This window comes from Anaerohalosphaeraceae bacterium (genome assembly GCA_035378985.1).
Taxonomy (GTDB): domain Bacteria; phylum Planctomycetota; class Phycisphaerae; order Sedimentisphaerales; family Anaerohalosphaeraceae; genus JAHDQI01.
This window is the reverse complement of record DAOSUR010000002.1, coordinates 149357-172253: the sequence shown is the minus strand read 5'-3', so window position 1 is coordinate 172253 and position 22897 is coordinate 149357. Positions and strand designations below refer to the sequence as shown.

Annotated in this window: 18 protein-coding genes and 1 tRNA gene; 4 read left to right on the top strand and 15 right to left on the bottom strand. The window is 55.2% G+C overall.

Annotated elements, in window-relative coordinates:
- Positions 1 to 28 precede the first annotated feature (28 nt).
- Together PKY88_03000 and PKY88_02995 are read left to right on the top strand one after the other, a co-directional pair.
- Positions 29 to 1588 (top strand): sulfatase, encoded by a 1560-nt coding sequence (locus tag PKY88_03000; protein ID HOQ04168.1) that lies wholly within the window; start codon positions 29 to 31, stop codon positions 1586 to 1588.
- A gap of 7 nt (positions 1589 to 1595) precedes the next feature.
- The gene (locus PKY88_02995; GenBank protein ID HOQ04167.1) at positions 1596 to 2729 is read left to right on the top strand and encodes an anaerobic sulfatase maturase; all 1134 of its coding nucleotides are present in this window, start codon (positions 1596 to 1598) and stop codon (positions 2727 to 2729) included.
- A 74-nt stretch (positions 2730 to 2803) separates the two neighbouring features.
- Here PKY88_02995 and PKY88_02990 read toward each other — a convergent pair whose 3' ends face one another.
- The 12 genes from PKY88_02990 to PKY88_02935 all read right to left on the bottom strand — a co-directional run bounded on the left by PKY88_02990 (position 2804) and on the right by PKY88_02935 (position 16652).
- Entirely contained in the window at positions 2804 to 3487 is a 684-nt protein-coding gene (locus tag PKY88_02990; GenBank protein ID HOQ04166.1) for a hypothetical protein, read from the bottom strand.
- A gap of 83 nt (positions 3488 to 3570) precedes the next feature.
- Entirely contained in the window at positions 3571 to 6105 is a 2535-nt protein-coding gene (locus PKY88_02985) for a BNR-4 repeat-containing protein (protein HOQ04165.1), read from the bottom strand.
- Between the two features lie 11 nt (positions 6106 to 6116).
- Positions 6117 to 8144 (bottom strand): immunoglobulin domain-containing protein, encoded by a 2028-nt coding sequence (locus PKY88_02980; protein ID HOQ04164.1) that lies wholly within the window; start codon positions 8142 to 8144, stop codon positions 6117 to 6119.
- Positions 8145 to 8180: 36 nt separating this feature from the next.
- Entirely contained in the window at positions 8181 to 10169 is a 1989-nt protein-coding gene (locus PKY88_02975) for a hypothetical protein (GenBank protein HOQ04163.1), read from the bottom strand.
- 186 nt (positions 10170 to 10355) lie between these two features.
- Positions 10356 to 12059, bottom strand: coding sequence for a FecR domain-containing protein (locus tag PKY88_02970; protein HOQ04162.1), 1704 nt, complete (start codon positions 12057 to 12059; stop codon positions 10356 to 10358).
- A complete protein-coding gene (locus tag PKY88_02965) occupies positions 12046 to 12552 on the bottom strand; it encodes a sigma-70 family RNA polymerase sigma factor (protein HOQ04161.1) in 507 nt (168 codons plus the stop codon). Before PKY88_02965 ends, PKY88_02970 begins: the two co-directional genes overlap by 14 nt.
- A 213-nt stretch (positions 12553 to 12765) precedes the next feature.
- The gene (locus PKY88_02960; GenBank protein HOQ04160.1) at positions 12766 to 13566 is read right to left on the bottom strand and encodes a sulfite exporter TauE/SafE family protein; all 801 of its coding nucleotides are present in this window, start codon (positions 13564 to 13566) and stop codon (positions 12766 to 12768) included.
- Positions 13567 to 14382, bottom strand: a complete 816-nt coding sequence (trpC, locus tag PKY88_02955; protein ID HOQ04159.1) for an indole-3-glycerol phosphate synthase TrpC — start codon at positions 14380 to 14382, stop codon at positions 13567 to 13569. It abuts the gene before it with no gap.
- On the bottom strand, positions 14379 to 15194 hold the full coding sequence (locus PKY88_02950; GenBank protein HOQ04158.1) for a methyltransferase domain-containing protein: 816 nt from the start codon (positions 15192 to 15194) through the stop codon (positions 14379 to 14381). Before PKY88_02950 ends, trpC begins: the two co-directional genes overlap by 4 nt.
- Before the next feature lie 34 nt (positions 15195 to 15228).
- Positions 15229 to 15606 carry a DUF1844 domain-containing protein gene (locus tag PKY88_02945; protein HOQ04157.1) on the bottom strand — a complete coding sequence of 126 codons (378 nt, stop codon included), beginning with the start codon at positions 15604 to 15606 and terminating at the stop codon, positions 15229 to 15231.
- Positions 15607 to 15658: 52 nt separating this feature from the next.
- Positions 15659 to 16216 (bottom strand): SsrA-binding protein SmpB, encoded by a 558-nt coding sequence (smpB, locus tag PKY88_02940; protein HOQ04156.1) that lies wholly within the window; start codon positions 16214 to 16216, stop codon positions 15659 to 15661.
- Positions 16217 to 16274: 58 nt separating this feature from the next.
- Positions 16275 to 16652 (bottom strand): DUF4870 domain-containing protein, encoded by a 378-nt coding sequence (locus PKY88_02935; GenBank protein ID HOQ04155.1) that lies wholly within the window; start codon positions 16650 to 16652, stop codon positions 16275 to 16277.
- 627 nt (positions 16653 to 17279) lie between these two features.
- Here PKY88_02935 and PKY88_02930 point away from each other — a divergent pair.
- The gene (locus tag PKY88_02930; protein HOQ04154.1) at positions 17280 to 19736 is read left to right on the top strand and encodes a methylenetetrahydrofolate reductase C-terminal domain-containing protein; all 2457 of its coding nucleotides are present in this window, start codon (positions 17280 to 17282) and stop codon (positions 19734 to 19736) included.
- A 50-nt stretch (positions 19737 to 19786) separates the two neighbouring features.
- On the opposite strand, the gene PKY88_02925 is transcribed toward PKY88_02930, so the two are convergent.
- Positions 19787 to 20608, bottom strand: a complete 822-nt coding sequence (locus PKY88_02925) for a protein-L-isoaspartate(D-aspartate) O-methyltransferase (GenBank protein HOQ04153.1) — start codon at positions 20606 to 20608, stop codon at positions 19787 to 19789.
- Positions 20609 to 20744: 136 nt separating this feature from the next.
- Here PKY88_02925 and PKY88_02920 point away from each other — a divergent pair, with 136 nt between their 5' ends.
- Positions 20745 to 21758 (top strand): glycoside hydrolase family 43 protein, encoded by a 1014-nt coding sequence (locus PKY88_02920; protein HOQ04152.1) that lies wholly within the window; start codon positions 20745 to 20747, stop codon positions 21756 to 21758.
- 1 nt (position 21759) lies between these two features.
- Here the strand turns inward: PKY88_02920 and PKY88_02915 are convergent.
- Both PKY88_02915 and ftsY read right to left on the bottom strand, forming a co-directional pair.
- Positions 21760 to 21830 (bottom strand) — tRNA-Gly (locus PKY88_02915).
- Between the two features lie 114 nt (positions 21831 to 21944).
- Complete coding sequence (gene ftsY, locus PKY88_02910) at positions 21945 to 22868, bottom strand: signal recognition particle-docking protein FtsY (protein ID HOQ04151.1); 924 nt, start codon at positions 22866 to 22868, stop codon at positions 21945 to 21947.
- Positions 22869 to 22897 lie beyond the last annotated feature (29 nt).

Sequence of the window (22897 nt, the reverse complement as noted above, 5' to 3'; positions counted from 1 at the left end):
TTGTTAAGATGACACACAGGAGATGGAAATGAATCCGTCAGACAAAATCAGCCGCCGAACTCTTCTCAAACAAGGCACTCTCGGAGCCGCCGGGCTGCTTTTGAACCGAATGGCTCCTTCTCTTTTCGCCGGCTCCTCCCCCTCAAAACCGAACCTGCTGATTGTTCTTGCTGACCAGCTGGGACTTAACCACTGCGGCTATGCCCGCTATTGGAACGGCACTCACTATACCGGGCAGGCCGTCACTCCGAATCTGGACCGGTTTGCCGCTCAAAGCACTAACTTCGTCAACACTGTCGCCAACACCCCCGTTTGTTCGGCCTTCCGGGCTACGCTGATGACCGGCAAATACACCACCAGTCACGGAATGGTCATCAACGAGCTGCGGCTCAACCCATACCAGGACTGCCTCGGTCATGTTTTGACCCGTGCCGGCTACCAAACTGCCTATATCGGCAAATGGCACCTCTACGCCAATGTTCTCGGTGACCACGACAACCCCAACAACTCTTTTGTCCCGCGCGGCGTCCACCGGCTCGGCTTCAACGGCTTCTGGGCCGCCTATAACTTCCATCACGACTACTACAACACCTATTACCACACCGAATCCAAAGAAAAAATTTATTACGGCCCGGGGGTCTATGAACCCGATGCCCAAACCGACCTGGCCATCAGCTGGCTTCGATGCAATGCCGTCAAAACCTCCCGGCCTTTTGCGATGGTTCTGTCGTGGGGCACGCCGCACGACCCCTGGAACGACGAAAACGTCCCCGCCGAATACCGGGACATGTTTGCAAAGACTTCTCTGCCCAACCCGCCCAACTACAAACCGACCAACGACCCTTACGCAGACAACTGGGCTCGTCTGTCTGACGCGGAGCGCGCCTCCCTCGAAAAGTGGAGACGAAACTACTATGCCATGACAACCAACCTCGACTGGAACTTCGGACGACTGATGCAGTTCCTCGACTCCAGCGGCCTGGCTGAAAATACCATCGTTGTCTTTTCCTCCGACCATGGGGAAATGTTCGGTTCCCAGGGCCGCCGTGCCAAAAACATTTTCTACGAAGAAGCCGGCCGCATTCCTTTCCTAATTCGATGGCCCGGACATATCCCGGCCGGTGCCGTCTCCGATGCCTGTCTGTCGACCGTCGATTTCGCCCCGACATTTCTCGGCCTACTCGAGCTGCCCATCCCCTCTCGATGGGAAGGGATGAATCTGGCCCATCTGGCTTTGGGACAATCGGGCCCGCAGCCGGAGTTTGCTTTTCTGCAGGGGACCGGGGCCACCGCCGCCTGGGATGTCGGCCACAAGTGGCGGGCCGTCCGAACCAAACGCTTTACCTATGCCAGATTCCGCATCCCCAAGGCGAATGCACCGCAGGAGCTCCTGTTTGACAACCAAAACGACCCCTATCAGACGACCAATCTGGTCTCCAATCCGGAGTACCAGAGCATCCTGCATGAACTTCGCAGCAAACTGAATGACAAAATGGCCTCCCTGAGCGACACCTTCGAAGCCGTCACTTACTACCGCGACAACTGGACGGACGGAAACCGAGTTATTCTGAGGGGAGCCAGAGGATAACCGAACGATGGTTCAGCCGTTTACACTGCTCATCAAACCTGCCGGGCCGGACTGCAATCTGGCCTGCCGGTACTGTTTTTACATCCCCAAAAAGGCACTCTTTCCCAACTCGCCCTGCCGGATGAGCGAAGCCGTCCTCGAACGCCTCTGCAAACAGTACCTTCAATTGCGATTTCCTATGAATGCCTTCGCATGGCAGGGAGGCGAACCAACCCTGATGGGTCTGGATTTCTACAAAAAAGCCGTCCGCTTCCAGGCACAATACCGAACCGAAGAACAATCCGTCCAGAACACATTCCAGACCAATGCTGTCCTTATCGATGACAACTGGTGCCGCTTCTTCGCCGAACATAACTTCCTGCTGGGCATCAGTCTGGACGGACCGCAGGAAATCCATGATTACTATCGGAAAGACTATGCCGGCCGCGGCACCTACAGCCGAGTCCTCCGCGCGATTGACAGCTGCCGAAAGGCCGCCGTCGAATTCAACATCCTTGTCCTGCTCAATGACCGCAATATCCCCGAGCCGGACCTCCTGTTTGACTTCTTTACCGCCCAGGGTTTCGGCTACCTCCAGCTGGTCCCCTGCTTTGAAATCGACCCTGATAATCCCTCTCAGCCTGCTTCATGGAGCATTACTCCGGAGCAGTACGGCCGCTTCCTGTGCCGGTTTTTCGACCGCTGGCTGGACGGCTGGACGGAAAAACTCAGCGTCCGCACCTTCGACAACTTCATAAATGTCCTGGCGGGCGGCCCTGCCGCCGAGTGTACTTTCGGCCGGCTGTGCAGCGATTATCTGGCCATCGAGCACGATGGCAGCGCTTACTGCTGCGACTTTTTCGTCACACCGGAAACGCGTCTGGGCAATCTCCTCGATACCCCGCTCGAACAGCTGGCGGCCTCCCCGCTTAAGCAGAACTTTATCCGCCGAAAACGCCGAATCGCCGACTCCTGCCTGGTCTGCCGCTACCTGGACCTGTGCGGCGGCGGATGCCTCAAAGACCGAATCCCCCTAACAGGAACAGAAAAAACCCCCAGTTACTTCTGCCGGTCCTACAAGATGTTTCTGGACCACGCCCTGCCTCACCTCCGCGCCCTGGCTGCCTCCGCCGTCCAAAAACTCAACAGCCGCTCTCGCTAAAAGCCGCAAAACAAAAAAGCCGTCTCGTGTGGAGACGGCTTTTAAAAAACAGAAATTGTGTGCAAAAACAGAATTTATTTCCTGCGACGAATTCCCAGCAGAGCCCCGGCCGCCGCCAGCAAACCTGTGGTCGGCTCCGGCACTTCCGTCAGAATCAGCCCGTCATACCACGACCGGTCATACCAGCCGCCCTGGGAGGCATCCGACGGCTTGTCATCCAGATAAACCCGAATCCGGCCGTTCCCATCCGCCGCGATCGTTCCGATGGTTCCTGTAAAAACCCACCGGTCGCCGTCCTGAATCCCCTCAATCCGAGTGCCCGCAATGGCTCCGCTGCCGGCATCCCCAAGCCGGTCAAACAGCAGCATACTGTCCAGACTGAATCCCGCCCGAATACACCAATTCTGGCTGTTCGAAGACCAATAGACTACATCGACCTGATAGAACTGCCCAGGCGTCAGGCCGGAAACGGTTGTTACAATCGCTACGCTGTCTTCCCGACCGCTGCCGGTGCCGCTCGATTCAAAGATATCCTTCGTGGCGCCGTTCAGCACACCGTCCTGGTCATACCCGAACGCCCTCCGGCCCCACAATCCATCCGGAGCCGTAGCCGTCGTCCACCAGGCATTCACATCTCCATCACTGGCACGGGCCGTATTCCCCGATGCCCCGCCTTCGGCATCGACATAAATGACCCCCCATGCCGGCAGACCAGCCAGCAGAAGCATCAGCAAAATCAAACCACCCTTTTTCATCATTCTTTCCTCCACAAAAAGTTTACAATTCCCGTTCAAATCCTCTCGTATGCTTCACAACACACTTCACACACTCTTATTTTCAATCAGAGACAATCAGCGGACGGAACCACCGTGCACTCCAGCCAGCCCGATGCCAGCTCCGCAAACTCATACAAATCCACGGCACAATCCGGCTCACCCGAAGCTCCCGTCCAATCCGCCTCCGGACGGCTCACACACACATCCCCCTCCCAGCCGCTGTCCAGCCATTGTCCTCCCAAAACCGCCAAATCCGCGATATCCGTTCGGCAGTTCCGGTCAAAATCAAACGGCTCAATCCAATAACACGCCCGCCCTTCCTCATACAGCAGCCCAATCTCCTCCGGCCCCATCGCAAAACTGTAAATCCGCACATCATCAATCTGTCCCGTCCAGTATCGGGCCGCATCCGACCGGTTTCCGATATACACCGGGTCTGTTCGTTCATTGACGGCCTCCGCTGTCAGAGCAAAGGCATCCAATTGTCCGTCCACGTAGAGCCGAATGACCTGACCGTCATACGTCGCCGCCAGATGATGCCACTGCCCATCCACCACCGGACTATCACCATTGGCCTGATATTCATAACTGGGCGAATTGAAATGGAAGGAGACAGCATTGGTCGAATTGTTTCGGCACAGCCGCCACGAGTACCGTCCCTTGCCGATGATTGTCGCCCATGCTGTGCTCAACCCGCTGGTTTTGACCCATACGGAAATCGTCCCGCCGCCAGCCAGCGTTAAATCAGCGCTGTTCGTGCAGTTCAGATAACTGCTGCCGTTCAGAGAAACAGACTGCCCGAAATAGCCGGTTGTAAACGAGGGACTCCCCACGCCCACCGCATCATATCCATTTCCGCTGACATCCTGATAGGAACCATCCAGCGGCCAATAGGCCAGCAAATCCGCCTTCATCAGCATTGCCGAGGAGGAAATGGCCGACCCGGCCGAATTCGATACCACACAGTAGTACCGTCCGAAATCACCGGCCTCTACCTCCTCCAGAACCAGAACCGGTGAACCTTCCACGATTAGAACATCCGAACCGGACGGATTGGCCTTATACCACGCAAACGAAAGCGGCTCCAGCCCCGCTGCCTCCACCTTAAAAACGGCCCGTCCGCCTGCCGGAACGCTCACCGGCTCCGGCTGTTTGAGAATCTCCGGCTCATACGGCAAAATCGGCTCCGGGTCAAACATCGCAACCACCTGCGTGTTATAGCTCGTATATGTCGAATACGTCCCCCGCATCCAGAGCAGAATCGTCTCCTCGCCCCCGATGGGGATAATCGGCCGAAGATTGTCCGCCGTGGAGTTTTTCGTAATGTACTCCCATGTCCACGTCGCTCCGCCGTCCGCAGTTGTCCCCCGGAAAATCTCATAATGACGTTTTCCGTCGGCCCCGCTGATCAGCGGCTGGCCCGTCACAGGATGTGCATTTGTGGAAATATAAACCACATTTGTCTGCTCCGGATGAATCACCGCCAGCCCCGAATAGTCATTCTCCGCCGAATACAGCGCGGTGCCCGCATACGCCAGCGGATACGTCCGCATCTGACTGCCGTCCCATCGGGCATAAAAATACCGCAAGTCGCTGCCGTCAAAGGTTCCGCTGGAGGCAACCTGCACGGAGAAAATCATCACCGGTCTGCCGTCCGCATCCAGATGAATATCCGTCGGCCAGGCCCGATGCGTCCAATCCCCTGCATACACCAGCGTCAGGGTCTCCGGTGCCGCCGCATCCGTCGTCGTAATATCCCGCACCTTCACCCCGTCCATCCGATACAGCCCGCCCTGATATACATAGCCCGCAAAAATGCTTGTTCCTCCAAGACCGCTGTTGTAATACTCCCGCGGATGGGCATTCGAGCAAACCAGAAAAACCTTGTCGAAATTGTTGGAGGCGTATTTCACATACGGACGCTGTCCGTCCTTTCGAAGCAGCCAGCCCCCATACGACCAGGTTTGTCCGTTATCATCCGAAACAATAAAATTCGGATTGTAATTTTCACCCCGATAAAAATCATAAATCCGTCCGCTGCCGCCGTTTTCACCGGCCAGCCGGAACAGATTCGAATACGACGTGCTGGCTCCGCGCGTCAGCTGAACATCGCTCCCCCACACCGTCGCATCAAACGGATTGACGCTGATGCGCCGGTGAATCAGATTGTCCGACAAATGCCGCGTGTACATCGCCAAAAGCCGGCCGTCCGGCAGTTCCAGAAACGCAGGCACATCATGGTCATCCGCCTGAAGATTGTCATGCAGCGTCACCCGAACCAACGCACCGCTGTCCAGGTCATAGGACACCACCTCAATATCCCCGCTGCGTGTGCTTCCTCCGGCGCCGGCCCCGTTGGCAATCGAGCCGACAATCAGCTTGCGTCCCTGCACAATGACCCGCTCATCCTGATACCAGCACCACCCGCCGTTGTCGTTTAACACAACCAGCGGCCCGGCAAACGTACAAACACTCACTCCAAGCAGACAAATCCAAATCCATCCAGCCGTTCTCATCATGATGCCTTTCTGAGGTCCTCTCATTGGAAGTCCCCCCAAAAGAAGGTCTGTGCCGAACGGCACAGACCCCGTTGTGAACATTCTCTTACCTTTTAATCACATGCAGACGCCGGTATCAGATTGCAGACCAGCCACTGCCGTGCCACTTCCGCCAGGTCATACAAATTCACTTTGCAGTCTGCTTGTCCTTCCGGACCGCTCAAATCCATCTCCGGGTTGTCCACACAAACAGATGCACCCGGCACAAAATCCACGTACAGCTGGGCAATCGCCGCCGCATCGAGAGCATAATTGTAAATCCGCACATCATCCAGCCCGCCCGAGAACGGCCAGCTGAAGACTCCCGCCGTGCTTTTTTCAGAAGCTCCGATCACCAGGGGAGCGGATGTGCCGGTGCTGAACGGAACCGCTCCGCTGCTGACCTGCTGACCATTGCGGTACAGCACCGCCGTCGTCCCGTCAAACACCACCGCGACATGCGCCCACTGTCCAATCGGCAGCGGCCCTGATGAAACCGCCGTGTTGCTTCCGTTTTTGTACACCACGTTGTTGTTGGTCTGGTCCACCTCGAGCTGCCACATCATTCCGTCTGCCGCAAAAGAGGCCCGCTTGGCAATCAGTCCCTGCCAGCTGGCCGGCTCCGTCTGTCCGTTCCATCGGGCCCACAGCGAAACCGTTATCTGCCCGGTGTAAGCGGAAGGATTCCACGTTCCTGCATCGGCAAATCCGTTTTCCGAATTCACCTGAACAGCCCCAAACGCCTGGCCGTCTGCACCCTCCAGAAAAGCCGGAGCTCCGTTCGGGACGGCCGCATGCCCTTCTCCGCTTGCATCCAGATACTGCCCCGCCTGATAATCCGACTGGTTCATCGTCCAGCGGGCGACGAGCCGTTTGACAGCAATGCTCGCCGCATTGGAATTCGCCGAACCCAGCTCATTGCTCGCCCGGCACCAATACAGCCCTTCATCCGCCGCCGCCGCGGTAATCGTCAATTGGGAACTGTTCGCTCCCCAAATGTGTCCTGGCTCATTCGACAGCGGCTGACTCGTATCCCCGGAGGTCCCTTTGTACCACTGGTACGTAAAGTTGCCGACGCCCGCCGCCGCCGTCAGCACGGCATCCTCTCCGACAAAGACCGCCGTATTGACCGGCTGATACCCGATGGGCGGATTGAAATCAGGCATCGTTTTGACCGTTTGAAAGGACCAGACAACACCCGTTACTACGCTGTTATCTTCCAGAATCTCATCTACCCGCCAGTAATACGTCTTATTCGGCTGCAGAGTCGGCATCTGCGTCTGGCTCTGTCCCGCCGGCACCGTCGCCAGCAAATCGTCCGCATCCGCCAGATTCGGGTCATCATCAAAATAAACCTTGTGCATCAGAATCTTCGGATTCTCCTGATTCAGATGATTCGGGTCCCGCATCGGCGTAAAAGACAGCACCGCCGTCGAGGTCGGCACATTCACCGCCCCGTCCGCAGGCGAAGGAGCAAACGGCACATTGTACACCTCATAAAGGAGTCCATCATACCACGTCCGGTCATACCAGCCGCCCTGGGAGGCATCCGACGGCTTGTCATCAACAAATACCGACAGTTTCCCGTCTGCGCCGGCGGCTTTATAGCCCAGATAGGCCGTCAGTTCGTTTCGGTCTCCTTCCGTTTTGCCTGTGCGAGTCCCGGCCGTCGCTCCCGCCGCACCGGTAAAGTCATACAGCGGCAGATTCGAGGACGTCAGCCCCGCCCGAACACACCAGTTTTGACCATTGGCTGACCAGTACACCACCCACAGGTTGTAATACATCTCCGGCTGCAGACCGGAAATTGTCGTCTTGATCATCGGGCTGTTTTCCCGTCCGCTGCCGGTTCCGCTCGATTCGAGAATATCGCTGTCACCGCCCAGCGTAAAACTCGGATTGTTCGCAAAGCCCGTCCGTCGACCCCAGAGGTTATCCTGCAACGGGGAGGAAACCCACCAGTCCGTCGGGCTGCCTGTTGCTGCATTCACCGTATTGCCGCTCGCTCCGCCCCGGGCGTCCAGATAACTCTGCGCCCCATATCCACTCCCGCACAACAGCCCGATCAAAATCAAACTGCCTATATATCTTGCCGTTTTCATGGTTTCTTCTCCTGTTTATGTCTTTCTCTCTCAACCCTACTGCCTGCATGCATCCGCCGGAATCAGACCACAGTCCATCCAGCCGACTGCAAACTCCGCCAGGTCCGCCAGGTCAACCCGGCAATCTCCGTCAAAATCATATCCAGGCGCCGTCGGACAAATCGTCGCTCCGGGAACAAAATCCACATACAGCTGTGCTGCTTCCGCCGCCGTCAGCGTGTAGTTGTACACCCGCAGGTCGTCCATCGCTCCGTTATAAAAAGAAGCCGGCGTCCCTCCGTTGTTGAATGCCCCCACTGTCAGGGGATACTGCCAGCCTGTAAACCCGCTGACCGCCGTGGAAGTTCCCGTATAGGCCAGCCGTCCGTCCAGGTAAATCCAACCCTGCCCCGTCCCGCTGTTCCACGCAAACGTCAGCAGATGCCACTGCCCGTTCCGCAGATTGATGGGAGACGAGAACTGCACCAGCATCTGACTGGACGCCGCATTCTGCACATACAGCTGCACCGCATTGGCATTGGAGTAGTGAATATTCAGCATCGTCCCGTCGGCGGCATTGGCGCTTCCGATAAAACTGTGGGCTCCGGTTACCGACGAGTTAATCCAGAACGAAACCGTTCCCTCCGACAGCCCGCCTCCTTCCGTGCCGTTCGGATACCCGCCCGTTCCGATGCTCATCGGCTGCGTGCCGTCAAATACCAGCGCCTGGCCGCTGATGCCGGCCGTATAAACCGGACTGCTCATCGTCCCATGATTAGCTCCTGCCGAATCATTCAGCGTGCCGTCAAATGTGTAATGAGCCAGCAGCTTCTTGAGCACAATCCGGGCCGCTGCGAAATTGCCGCTGCCCTGACTGTTCGTCGCCCGGCACCAGTAATATCCTTCGTCGCCCGGCTGCACCCAAATCTTCAGCTGCGCCGTCGTCGCTCCCTCAATATGCCCCGCTTCATTAAGCACAGGGTTAGTCGTTACACCGGACGGCCCTTTGTACCATTTATAAGAAAAGGCGTTGTCCTGACCGGGTGAAACGCCCGCTTGCGCCGTTAAAGTAATTTCCTGTCCGACAAATACCGCCGCCCCGCTCGGCTGGCTGCCGTACGGCGGCTCAAAACTCGGTATCGTCTGTGTCGTCCGGAACGACCATACGTCACCCCGAACCGTATTGGGGTCATTCGGTCCCGACCCCTGAATGCTCTCATCGACCCGCCAGTAATAGACGGCATTGTTCTCCACAAACACCGTTTGGCTTTGAGCCGCCGGATTCGAGGAGACCGTTACTTCCAGAGGAACGACTCCCGCCAGATTCGGGTCATTCTTCCGCAAATACAAATAATGCTTACTCACATAGGGGCTCGGCTGATTCGGGTTGGCTGCATCGGCCGGCATCGCCCACTGCAGCGTCAGATTCTGTCCGGCCGGCACATCCGTCGCCCCGTGCGCCGGACTCGGCTCCGAAGCCCCCAGCGCCCGAACCGTCAGCCCGTCGTACCAGCTCCGGTACGTATTGGCGATGTCGTCGATATAAACCCGAATCGTCCCCGCGCCGTCCGCCTGAGCCGTTCCAATTAGACCTTCATACTCATACCGGTCCGCATCCACTGCCCCGGTCTGTCGGCTGCTGCCGTTATTCGTATTAAACTCGCTTAAACTGTCTGAACTCAACCCCGCCAGCAAACGAATATTCTGCCCCGACGGATTCCAGTACACCACGGAAACCGCATACCGAAATCCCGGCATCAGTCCGGAAACCGTCGTCACCAGCATCGGGCAGTCCCCCAAGTAAGATGTGTTGCCGTTGGCCTCCCACAGCATCATCTCGTTGCCAAAGGTGTTGCGAAGCTTCCACAGACCCGCCGTATCCCCCGTTCCGCTGTTCCACGGGCTCTGACCGCTGACCGCCGCCGTGCTGCTTTCCGTCGCATCCACATAAACACCCTGATATACGCTCCCTGTCCATCCCACGGCGGCCGCCCCGCAGGCCAGCCAAACAAATAATTCCAAAATTCCGCCTCTCATCCTCTTCATCGTCAGACCCTTTCCCTTAAAAACTGCCTCGTAGAAATAAAAGTTCCCTTCCTCAGAGAGGAAATCCCCTCGCTTGTTTCGAACAAACCCTTCGTTCCAACCCCCATCTGACGGCTCATTTTCTCCCCGCCGCTTCTTTGCGTCATCGCTTCATCACACCTCCGCTAAAATTGCACGCCCATCCCCTCACGGTTTGCCGGCTTCATACATCTGCCGAATCTCCTCCGCAGTTAAAACACGATTGAAAATCGCCGCCTCATCCAAAATCCCGTGAAACCTCTTGAACGAATAATCCACCCCGGGCACGTCCACATCGCCGAGCAGCAAATCCGCCGACACCGGTTCCGCCTGATACACATAGGGGACTGTACTGTGAAGCATCCCGTTGACATAAAACGACACCGTCTTGCCGTCATGCGTCACCGCCAGAAATGTCCACTGACCCGGTTTCAGCAAAAGCGGCTGACTGCTGAGCTTCGTGAAAGTCTGATATCGCAGAAACTGTATCGTATAATCCTCCTGGCCGGCGCTGGTCCATCCGTTGAAATAGCTGAGCTGGAAATTGACCCGATTGTTGTCCCGACAGGAAAGAATATGACCGCCCATCGCCTCCGGATTTTCCTGCAGGTTTACCCACACCGCCAGCGTAATCGGTCCGGTCAGACACAGCGCCGGATGGGAAGGCACTCGAACCCCCTGTCCCTTCCGTCGGTCAAACTGCAAGGCGCCCTTCTGCGGCCATCGCCCGTTCGTCCACTCCGGCGCAGCGGCAAAGCCGCCCCCCAGTCGGCCGTGTCCGACTCCAAATCGCTCCGACACAACATTTTCCAGTACGTCCGAGTCCGACAGGACACGCTCGCAGGGGAAATAAGCCGCCAGAGACGGGTCGCGGCGAAGCGAATACGAATAGGCCTTCCAACGATAATAACCGCCCTCTTTCTGGGCCTGAAAACGGACGTCCATCTCTTCCGTCCGGACAAACCGAGTCGGGTCAATCTGCTTGACGGCAATTCGGCTGCCCGCATCCGCCTCCGCACCCTGACCGGCACTGAGAAGAAGACGCTGGCGAAAGCGAATCGGATTAGAAGAATCCCGAATCTCTACCTGCCCCTCATACACATAAGTTTCCGTATGGCCTGTCGGATGCACCTGAACCCCAAACTCCGTCCCATAGTCCACTACGCTGGCCGAAGGCGAACGAACGACAAACCCCTCCTTTCCACCTTCCATCTTCGCCACCACCTTGCCTTCCTGCAGGAAGATTTGACTGCCTGATTCCAGAACCATCACCGACGGTCCCTCCACCACCAGAGTCGTTCCGCCCTCAAAAAGAAGTTCCGCATATCCTTCCGCCAGATGCAGCGGGCCGGTCTTCAGCTCGCTGCCCCAGCTCAGAGGCCCACTCCCATCTCCCCACTTCGCTCCGGCTGTTTTTGACAGCCGCGCTACAGTCGGCCGCGAAACCCCCGTAAATAAGAAGGCATATACCACCAGAAAAATCAGTGCCGCCGACGACATCAGCAGAGCATAAAGCGACAGGCGGCTGATAACAGGCTGTTCTCGCCGGCTTTCCTTCCTCTCTTCCCGGCATACCGGTTCCTCTTTCTTCGGCAGGTCAATCGTTTCCGCCGTCCTTTCCGTTGCCGCCAGCGCCGCCCACAGCTCCATATCCAGCCCGCTGTCCTCGCCGTTTTCAGCCTCCATCTGTTCCTGCAACTCCGGCAAAGTTCTGATGTGGGTCAAAATCGCCATATAATCGGCATACAACTCGCGAGCCCGGACATCCCGCCGAAGAATCTCCCTCAGACGGGCAAAGTCTTCAGGACTGATTGTCCCATCGACAGACGCTGTAATCAGTTCATACAACCGGATTTGCTCATTCTGATTCATACCGGATATCCCACGCCGCCAGGGTTTTCTGTACGCAGTCCTGCAGCAGAAAATAAATAAAGGAAATTCGCTTATAGAGCGAATGAATCGACCGATTGCTTTGGCGGGCAATTTCGGCAATCGACAGATTCTGAAAATACTTCATCCGAATTAGATTCAAATCCTCCTGACGCAGTTTTTTCAGACAGCCGGTCAATGCTGCTTTCTGCTCATTCAAATGGCCGACCATCCGTTCATGAGCCGCCCCCAAATCCTCCAGCAAATCTTCGTCCAGCTGAAACTGGCTTTTTTTCACCCGATAATAATTGGCGACTTTGTACCGGGCAATCTGACGCGCCCACGCCCAGAAACTGCTTCCGGGACGATAGGTTTCAAACTTTTCCCACATCAGGGAAGCTGTTTCCTGCAGCAAATCCTCCGCATCTGAATAATTCGGAACCAGCGTCAGGATAAAACTGAACAAATGGGTGTTGTGAGCAAGAAATAACTTCAAAAATGTATCTTTAGACTCCATATATCCCTTTATTGCTCTCGGAATCTCTTCTTTCTATCAGATGTAAACAAACCCAGACTTTGGTATTTTTTGAGGAAAATACGGTTATTTTGGAGGGCTTCAAAAGGCCTTTCTTTTGTATATAGCCACGGGCACAAGCCCGTGGTGTAAAGACAGCCGGCTCCTTCTTATTTTTTTGAGCCTCTTGCTCTTTTATCGGCTCGGCTGAATCGTCAGCAGACGATAGGCCGCAAAAATACACACCGCCGTAAAAACCGCCCGCACAAGGTTTTTCGGCAATTTGTGCATCAAAATCCCCCCCAAATATCCCCCAACCATCCCTGCCGGCAGCACCCAAAGAGCAATGCGTATGGAGTCCCCAACCGCTATTCCATGTTCGGTCAGTGTCGCATTCTTATAAATCGCCCCCAGCCATGCCATCGAAACAATCGCCGCTGCCGAATTGCTCATTGCATTCCGAAGCGGCATTTTCAGACACAGCTGCTGCAGCGGCGTGGAGACCGTCCCCGCACCGATTCCTAAAAGCCCGGCTCCGATACCTGTCAAAAACCCGATTCCTGCCGAAAAAAATCCTCGAACCCGCTCTGAGACAGGCGGTTTCCTCTTCGGTTCAGGCGGAGACCAGAATTTCCACAAATTGTACGCCGCCACATACACCAAAAAGACCCCGAACATTCGAGCCAGATAGAAACTGTTTCGGCCCTCAAAGCATCGGCAGTTGCTCATGGCTACCCCAAGGACAATCCCCGCCACCGCCGCAGGCAGCAGCCGCTTCAAGACCGACCCGACAAATGCCTCCGCCCGCCAATGCGCCGCAATCGAAGCGGCGGCCACAAAAAAATTGCAAATCATCGCAGACGCCTGATATAGATGCTGATTTTCACCATAAACCAGCGTCAGCGCCGGAATCATCACAATCGAACCCCCAATCCCCAAAAGCCCCCCAAACAGCCCCATCACCAATCCAATACTCAGCAGAATCAGACCGTCCACCTATGCGCTCCCGCCGCCGAACAGCTCCTCAAACTTTTCTTGAATCGAGCGGCTCCCGCACAGGGCCTGACCGATCAGCACTCCTCCGATTCCAAGCCCTTTAAGCATCTCGACATCCTGCCGCGTATGAATCCCGCTTTCGGCAATCACCTCCCGGCGATTGTCCGCCAGTTCCGCCAGCCGACGGGTATGATTCAAATCCACCCTCATCGTCCGAAGGTCCCGGTTGTTAATCCCCAGCACACTGTAGTGTTTTTGCGGAAACCCGATGAGACTGCGCATCTGCAGCAAACGATCCGCCTCGTGCACCTCCAGCAGCACCGTCAGGGTCAGCTGATTGGCCAGAATCATCAAATCCATAATCTGGCCCTGTGGCAGTGCCTCGGCAATCAGCAGAATCGCATCCGCCCCCGCCGCCCGCGCCTCATACACCTGATAGGCGTCCACAATAAAATCCTTCCGCAGCACCGGCAGACGCACCGCTTCTTTAACTGCCGTCAGATACTCCAGTTTCCCCCCAAAATATTTTTCATCCGTAAGGACGCTGACGGCATCCGCTCCGCACCGCTCATAAATCCGCGCAATCTCCACCGGCTCGAAATGCTCTCGGATGATCCCCGCCGATGGAGAGGCTTTCTTGACCTCCGCAATCACATTCAGCCCGCGGGGATTTTTCTTCGTTACTGCCTGATAAAAATTGCGGCACTTTGGAAGCCCGCTGATCTTCCTGCGCAGTTCCTCCAGCGGCACTTGTTCCTTCCGAACCGCCACCTCCTGCCGCTTATGAGCCAGAATTTCGTCCAGAATCGTACTCACAGCTCTTTGATTCCCCTGGCCTTAAAAAATGTATAATGAAACGTTCCGTCCGGCTCGGCCGCACGATAAAGCCCTTCCACCCCCATTCTCCACTCCTCCGGACTCATCAAACCCGCCGCTAAGACCTCTTTTGCCACCCCCTCTACCATCGCCGCAAAGGTCTTTTTTGTAAACCCCTCCGCCATAGCAGGGCGGCTTGCATCTGCATAAACCACCAGCGGCTCCACCCGAACCTCTCTCAGCCCTGCCTGCACAAACAGGGGGTAAAGCCGTCTGCCGATCAGTGCATCCCCTCCGCCCCTCGCCTGCAGCGTTACCAGACATTCAATTGCCCGGCGTGAAAAAGAATTATCCGGATGAAAAAACGCAGACCCGTGATCCCCTTCCACAGCGGTTATGCTCCCACCGGCTTTCAGCACTCGCATCAGTTTTCGCAGGGCCTCCGCCGGCTTGGGCAGATGCTCCAGCACAAAACACAAAAAAACATGGTCAAAGCTGCCCGGCCCATACGGCAACTCGAACAAATCCGCCTGTTCAAACTTCACATTCCGAAACCCCTCCCGAGCGGCACGAGCCCGGGCCTCCTCCAGCGAATCCGCGGAAATATCAACAGATACAAATGACACCTGCGGGTTCTGCCGAGCCAGCATCACCGTTTGGGAACCGACTCCGCAGCCTGCCTCCAGCACCCTCAAGCCGGGCGGATACAGCACATCCCGATGAATCAGAGACGAAAGCGTCTCCGCCTGGTCCGACAGCCGAAGGGCCTCCCGCTCCGAATACCCATGCACATACAACCGCTCCGTCTCCATCCTGAACGTTCTCTCAATACCCAGGACAATCCCTTTACATCGACAGCTTCACAAACACCATCCGCAGCTGAGAGAGCGTTTCCGTCAGGACGGCCTGTTCCTCTCTCGTCAGATTTCCCTTGCACTTTTCCTCCAGCATCGCCAGCAAATCGATGTGGTATCGTGCCATCGGCAGGTCCGGCTCAATCTCCTTGTCCTTGTCCGCCGCACTGCGAATCACCCCCAGCGCATAGAACGCCTGCGAAGCCAGAATGCTTACCAGCCCCAGAAAATCCGCCGGCGGCATTTCCATCGGCCCCTTATCCGAGCCGTCCTTCTTGGAGGCCTCCTCCTGCGCCTTCAGCTGCTCTTTTTCTTTCTGGGCCTGACTTTTCCAATCCTCATCAACAATAATCTTTTTTTCATCAGCCATCGGCATTCTCCCGTTTGGTTTTCTGAATTGTTTAGGATTTAGGGTTTAGGATTTAAAACTTCCCTTTATATTTCTTCCTGCCCCTCTCTAAATCCCGCTTCATCTGGCGTTCCTGCATCTTCTGCCGTTTGTCGTACTGGCGTTTTCCCCGCGCCAGCCCCAATTCCACCTTTGCATATCCTCTGGCATTGAAATAGACTTTCAGCGGCACCAGCGTAAACCCCCGCTGTTCCAGTTTGCTTCGAATCTTGCGAATCTGACTGCGATGCAGCAGCAGCTTTCGCTTTCGGATGGGGTCATGATTGGCTCCCCCCGCCTGCAGGTACGGAGCAATCTTGCACCCAATCAGCCAGCATTCCCCATCCTGAATCTTCGCGTAAGCTCCCTCCAGGTCGCATTGCTTGGCCCGCAGACTCTTGACCTCGGTTCCCAACAGAGAAATCCCCGCCTCGACCGTTTCAACGATTTCATACTCGAAACGGGCCTTCTTGTTCTGGGCGATCGGCCCTGTACCCAACGGATGTTCTTTTTCCCTATCTTTTGCCATCAGGGCCATCATAACAACGCCCGGCAGTTTTGCAACGACTCTTCCGCTCTGCGGGCGCAGCAAAACGGCATGTCCTTTCCTTTCACAGGAAAAAGACATGCCGCCTCGTTTTCTCCCCTCATTATTTAATCAGCCGCAGAGATACCGGATACTGGTACCGCTGTCCTTTCGACGCCGCTACCGCCGCTAAAATAGAAAAAACAATATTTGCTATCCACGCCGCCGCAATTATTACAAATCCTATGCAAACAAAACTCAAAATCCCGCCGACAAGATAAGCAATCAAAAGCGTAATCTGAAAATTCAGGGCCTCTCGCCCGTGATGTTCCACATAAGCATCGCCATCTTTCTTCATCAGCCATAAAATCAGCGGCCCCAGAATGCTCGTAAAAAACCCCAGCACATGGCACAAAACCGCTAGATTCAAAGCATCCTTGGATGGGGTTGCACTTTCATTGGTTGCAGCGGCCGGATTTTGACCCTCCATGTTTGGAACCATACATTGACCTCCTTTTTCATTTTCTTTTCTTGAACTCTCTTGATGACTTAGTAATAAACAAAACCCAACCTGTCAAGAAATCTTTTTCTTCAGCAGATTTTCTGCATCCTTTGCTCATTCCATTATTTATTTAGGCGGGAAAGAACCTCCGCGAAAAACTACTTATCCACTAATCATTCACAATTGTCATGTTGTAAAATCCAAAATACACAAAAATCTAACAAATCAATAATAATATACATACTGGTCGGTATCCTACTTCATTTCAACAGCAATACGCATATAAGTCATTTTTTAAAAATGAATTACGAATATAAAGAATTTCAGAAAGATCCCCTATTTCTCGATTTTTGGATTTTTATATCATTAAAAGAAAAGTATACCGGTCTAATATATCTTATTTCAACTTAAAAACATGGAGTTTATTCACAGGTTTTCCACATTTCTATTTCTGAGGGAATAGAAAATCTTTATTCGAGAGCGAAAATTCTAATTGTTCCGTTCTTTATTCTTCTCCGGCTTTATGCATAATACTTGCTAAGAAAATGTTCCGCTGTCATTTCCGCATCCTATCCTTCGAAGCTTCCGCGAAGAAGGAAAGCGGGAATCAGCCCTGTGGAGAACTTTATGGCCGGCAAACAAACTCTCAGACAAATCTTAAAGAAACAGGAAAAATTTGCCGTCATTGCCGAGTTGACCGGCGGCCCCAATTACAGCTTTGCCCCCATTTTGAATTTCCTGAAACAATATCAGGAAAAAGGGAGCCAGGATATCCCTGCCGAATTTATCTTAGCCGGCATCACACTGCCTCAAAATCCCGGCGGCATCGCGAATCTCGACCCCGCCGATGTCATCGCCGTCCTCGACAAAAATCACCTTGCAGACAATCTGGATATCATACCTCACTTGACCTGCAAAGACGCCAACGCGGATTCGCTCCTGAGTTCCCTGATCGGATACCGTCAGCGCGGCATCGAAAGCATCCTTGCCCTTACCGGCGACAAACCCGTCGCCGCCAAAGGCGTCTTCGAACTCGAATCCATCGGCCTGCTTTCTCTAATCAAACGCGAAAACCAAAAAGCCGTCCTGAATGCCAAACCCGGCCAGTGGGATTCGATCCATCAGTTCTTTCCCGGTGCGGCCGTATCGCCGTTCAAATACACCGAGCCGTCCCTGATGCAGCAATACTACAAAATGGAAAAGAAAATCACCGCCGGTGCCCAATTCCTCATCACTCAGGTCGGCTGGGACTGGAGAAAATCCCTCGAGTTAATGCAGTATCTCCGAGACAATCATATCCGCATTCCCGTTATCGGAAATGTCTATTGGCTCACGACCCTTACCCCTGCTCCCCGCCTGATGCACGACATCAAGCTGCCGGGATGCTTCGTGAGTGATGAACTTCTGGCCAAACTCCAATCTGAATCCGTTGAACAGCACATCGAGCGGGCCGCGCAGCAGATTGCGATGTACCGAGCTCTCGGTGCCGCGGGCATCGATGTCGGCGGCGTCCACGACTACTCAACCTTTATTCGTATCCTTCGTCGAGCCGCCGAAATCGGAACCGACTGGCAGCCCTTCAAAGACAACCTTTATTGGCCCCCGAAAAAGACCTTTTATCTCTACGATGACACCGGCCGACAAACCCCGCTCTCAACTCCCGGAAAAACCGTCCGCAAACGATTCTTTGACTTTATGCACCGGTTCCTGCTTGACCCAAACCATATCGGTTTTCATGCCTTCAAAAAGACTCTTCGTTTCTTCCGAGCCGATAACGAACAAAACTGTACCTATAAACTCTTTAATGCCGTCGAGAAACCCGTCAAATACCTCCTCTTCGAATGCGAAGAATGCGGCGACTGTTATCTGCCTGAAAATTTCGGCAGCTGCACCATCGGGGAATGCGAAAAAGGCCTCGACAATGTCCCCTGCGGGGATGCGGCCGTGGACGGCTTCTGCGGCAATAATCTGAACCGTATCTGCGTCGGCGAAACGGTCTATCAATTCGCCCTTACCGAGCCCGACGGCCGGCAGACTCTCCGCACCCGCATCAACAAACCGCGCATCCCGTCCCTTGAACATACGAGCTCGATTATCAACTATCTATTCGGAAAGGACCATACGATGCATGCACCTCTGATTCAAATCGGCGAAGCCATCCATGCCTCGATTCCCAAAACCGGCGCTGTGATGAAAGAACTGGATGCCCTCGGCCCGAACGCCTATATCGCCCCCAGCGGCCCGCTGTCGTACATCCAGGCCCTCATTGAAACCCAAGCCGATGAAGGAGCCGACTATATCGCCGTCAACCTCGATGCCTTCGGAGAAGACAATCCGCAAACCGCCGTGCGGATGATGAAAGAATACGTCAGACTCGTCCGCCGCTGGGGCAAAGGGGTCCCTGTCTGCATCGATACCAGCAACAATGACGTCCTCATCGCCGGCCTGCAGGAATGGTACAACACCGACCAGCCCGTCAAGCCTCCGCTGCTCAATTCCATCAAAGTCTTCACGGCCGATCAAATTATGCCCCTCAAGCGTCAGTATGATTTCCGTTTCATCGGCCTGCTGGTGACCGAAGGCCGTCCCAAAGGCCCCGGCGGCTCGCATTCCGTCGAGGAGCTCGTCCAGCTGGCCCACAGCCTCTACGACAAAGCCATGCAGTACGGCTTCAAGCCCGAAGAAATCTTCTTCGACTCTACCGTCTTTCCCATCGCCATTGACCTGCCGATGGAACCCGGCATTCCCGGCTATACCTACCGCGCCTTTGAAACCATCAAACGCATCAAAAGCGACCCCAAACTCAAACACTGTCATTGCTCGCTGGGCATCAGCAACTGCTGCCGAGACCTGCCCGGACGCAAAATCGGCATCTGCCGCGCCTATGTCGCCAAGGCTATGGAATACGGCCTGGATGCCGGCATTGTGAATACCTCCCATCAGTACGGACGCAAAGACCCTGACCCCGAACTGCTCGAATTAATCACTGCCTATGCCGAAATGGACGGCTCCCCCGACAAACTCAACCGTGTAATGATGCTGATGGGCCGTTTCTGCGCCTCCGCCGCTCGGAAACCGGCCTAAAATCAGGGACAGCCGCCGTTTTTCCTACGGCCTTTCATCCGTCTCTGAAATTAGTCTTTCTCCCGTATCAGCGGGACGAACCGCACGGGCATTACAGAACGTCTGCGAATGTCTCCCCGGCTGTCCTTTTCCACCAAGACCAGTTCCTGCACGCTCCTCTCGCTGCTCACCGGAATAATCATCCTTCCGCCCGGCTTGAGCTGCTCCAGCAGCGGTTTGGGGATTTCGTCCGGCGCACACGTCACGATAACGGCATCAAACGGCGCCGCCTCCGGCCAGCCCTTATAGCCGTCCCCAATTCGTACCTGAATCGTCTCGTATCCATACTGGGAAAACGTCTCGATCGCCCGCTCGGCCAGCGGACGAACAATTTCCATCGTAAACACATGGGGCGTAAACTCATTCAGCACCGCCGCCTGATATCCTGACCCGGTGCCAATCTCAAGCACCCGCTCATTCGGCTCCAACTTCAGCACGCTGGTCATATATGCCACAATAAACGGCTGTGAAATCGTCTGCCCGTACCCAATCGGCAGCGGCGAATCGAGATATGCATAGGGCTGCTGCGAGGCGGGCACAAACCAGTGACGCGGCACATTCTGCATCGCCTCCAAAACCCGCTCATCCGTCAGGCCGTATTCCTGCCGAATCCGATTGACCATCTGCATCCGCTCGCGCTGCCGTTCCGCCGTACGCGGACGATTCCACCCCGCCGAACGCTCCGGCACAGCCGCCGCATCAGTCCGTTCAGCAGAAGTCCTCGGCTTGTCCTCCCTTGAAGAATTCGGAAGCAGCTTCCGACAGGAACATAAGAAAAAAACAACCCCGCCTGCCCACACCCCCAAAACCCCCATCCGAATCATTCGCCCCATTTTCATACCCTCCATTTTATCCTCTGTTCAAACCGAAGACAACTCCGCATACTCTTTTTTCAATAAACCCTTTCAAAAACCCCAAAACGAAAATAAACTATTTCCCGGAAAACCCGGGAAACAAGGAAAAATAAAAATGAGTTTTAAACAGCATATACGGTCCCTTCTTACACCGGCAGTCCTCTTGTCAGGTATCCTGATTGCCTCTGAAATGTCTTTGCAGGATTTTCGCGTCCACGACCCCTTCATTCTGCCCGATTCCAAAAGCCAAACCTATTACCTTTATACCTCCGTCACCTCCGGTGCTCTGCCGCGGGGTCAGGCGGGCGTTGTCGTCTATACCAGCAAAGACCTCAACAAATGGCAGGGTCCCAAGGTTGTCTTCGAAGTTCCAAAAAACGGATGGGCCAACCCGGCCCACGGCGCCTGGGCCCCGGAAGTTCATCTATACAAAGACAAATATTACCTGTTCGTCACCCTCCACAATCGCGATAAACGGCTCCCGATGGGCCCTCGCAGCCGACAAACGACTCATATGCGGGGCACACAGGTTTTTGTCAGCGACAGTCCGGAAGGCCCCTTTAAGCCCCTCACAGACCGCCCGACCGCCCCGCCGGAACGAATGACGCTGGACGGAACCCTTTTTATCGAAGACGGCAGGCCCTGGCTGGTCTATTGTCACGAATGGATTCAGATTACTGATGGTACAATTGAAGCCGTCCCCCTCCAAGATGACTTGTCCATTGCTGTCGGGGAACCCGTCCTGCTGTTTCGCGGTTCCGACGCACCCTGGATACAGCCCTGGCAGGCAGAACCCAATGACCCGCCGCGAAATTTCGTTACAGACGGCCCCTTTTTCTGGCGCACCAAAACCGGCCGGCTCCTGATGCTTTGGTCCAGCTGGATTCAGGACGGCCAATACGCCCAGGCCCTGGCCTATTCTCTCTCCGGACGCCTCATCGGCCCCTGGCGGCAGCTTCCGCCGCTTCTGACCGACAACAGCGGACACGGCATGATCTTTAAAACCTTTGACGGCCGACTGATGCTCGTCGTCCACCACCCCACAATGAGCCCCCAGTCCCGCGCACGACTGTACGAACTCCAAGACACCGGTGACAACTTAAAGATAATCAATCCCCCCTCTCCATGACTGCGGGCGACCAGAATCGAACTGGCGTATCCAGCTTGGGAAGCTGGTGTTCTACCACTGAACTACGCCCGCTAAATCACATATTCAAAAGACTTTATAACCCTTTCCGGCTCTCAACCGCCGTCTTCCTTCCATCAGACTTGACCTATAAGACAACCGAGAAATTTTGTCAAGAAAATTCCGCTGCTAACTGAAAAGGGCCTCCACAAACTCCTGCGGGTCAAACTCGGCAATATCCTCCGGCGTTTCCCCCAGCCCGACAAACTTCACCGGAATATTCAGCATATCCTTGATGGCAATCACGATTCCCCCCCGGGCCGTTCCGTCCAGTTTTGCCAAAAAAATCCCCGTCACATCAATCGCCTGTGTAAACATCCTGGCCTGCTGAATGGCATTTTGCCCCGTCGTAGCATCCACCACCAACAGCACCTCGTGCGGTGCACCGGGGATATGCTTGGAAACCACATTTCGAATCTTGGTTAGTTCCTCCATCAGATGCTTCTGGGTATGAAGCCGTCCGGCCGTATCCAGAATCAGGTAATCCGCCTGACGAGCCAGGGCCGCCGACGCCGCATCATAGGCCACCGCCGCCGGGTCCGCCCCCTGCTTGTGCTTGACAATCTGCACCCCAATCCGCTCCGCCCAGATACTCAGCTGCTCGACCGCCGCCGCCCGGAACGTATCGCAGGCCGCCACAATCACTTTTCTGCCCCCGCGGCTGAGCATATACGCCAGCTTGGCGATGCTTGTCGTCTTGCCCGACCCGTTCACCCCGGCTACCAGAATCACCGTCGGGCCGGAAGCCGCCGTCTTAAGCCGACGGTCCTCCACAGGCCAGTAGTTCTTGATATGTTCCTTCAAAAACGGAATCACCTCATCGGTCTTGACAATCTCCTTCTTCTTGTAGGCATTCCGCAAATCCTCGATCAGCCGCTGGGTTGTTTCCACCCCGATATCATCGCTGATGAGTGTCTCTTCCAGGCGTTCGAGAATCTCTTCATCCAAATCCCGGCCCAACCCGAGCACCGCGGCCAACCCGGAGGCAATTTTGCTTCGCGTCTTGCTCAGATGTTCGCGGAGATACTGAACCGTTTTAGTAAAGAAACCCATATCAGCACCACATCCTCGATTCTCATTTT

Excerpts from the sequence above, each read along its gene's own strand:
- PKY88_02980 (HOQ04164.1), bottom strand. The coding sequence starts at position 8,144 with ATGAAAACGGCAAGATATATAGGCAGTTTGATTTTGATCGGGCTGTTG.
- PKY88_03000 (HOQ04168.1), top strand. The coding sequence starts at position 29 with ATGAATCCGTCAGACAAAATCAGCCGCCGAACTCTTCTCAAACAAGGC.
- PKY88_02920 (HOQ04152.1), top strand. The coding sequence starts at position 20,745 with ATGAGTTTTAAACAGCATATACGGTCCCTTCTTACACCGGCAGTCCTC.
- PKY88_02935 (HOQ04155.1), bottom strand. The coding sequence starts at position 16,652 with ATGGTTCCAAACATGGAGGGTCAAAATCCGGCCGCTGCAACCAATGAA.
- ftsY (HOQ04151.1), bottom strand. The coding sequence starts at position 22,868 with ATGGGTTTCTTTACTAAAACGGTTCAGTATCTCCGCGAACATCTGAGC.
- PKY88_02925 (HOQ04153.1), bottom strand. The coding sequence starts at position 20,608 with ATGGGGCGAATGATTCGGATGGGGGTTTTGGGGGTGTGGGCAGGCGGG.
- PKY88_02975 (HOQ04163.1), bottom strand. The coding sequence starts at position 10,169 with ATGAAGAGGATGAGAGGCGGAATTTTGGAATTATTTGTTTGGCTGGCC.
- PKY88_02930 (HOQ04154.1), top strand. The coding sequence starts at position 17,280 with ATGGCCGGCAAACAAACTCTCAGACAAATCTTAAAGAAACAGGAAAAA.
- PKY88_02995 (HOQ04167.1), top strand. The coding sequence starts at position 1,596 with ATGGTTCAGCCGTTTACACTGCTCATCAAACCTGCCGGGCCGGACTGC.
- PKY88_02970 (HOQ04162.1), bottom strand. The coding sequence starts at position 12,059 with ATGAATCAGAATGAGCAAATCCGGTTGTATGAACTGATTACAGCGTCT.
- PKY88_02945 (HOQ04157.1), bottom strand. The coding sequence starts at position 15,606 with ATGGCTGATGAAAAAAAGATTATTGTTGATGAGGATTGGAAAAGTCAG.
- PKY88_02985 (HOQ04165.1), bottom strand. The coding sequence starts at position 6,105 with ATGTTCACAACGGGGTCTGTGCCGTTCGGCACAGACCTTCTTTTGGGG.
- PKY88_02990 (HOQ04166.1), bottom strand. The coding sequence starts at position 3,487 with ATGATGAAAAAGGGTGGTTTGATTTTGCTGATGCTTCTGCTGGCTGGT.
- PKY88_02950 (HOQ04158.1), bottom strand. The coding sequence starts at position 15,194 with ATGGAGACGGAGCGGTTGTATGTGCATGGGTATTCGGAGCGGGAGGCC.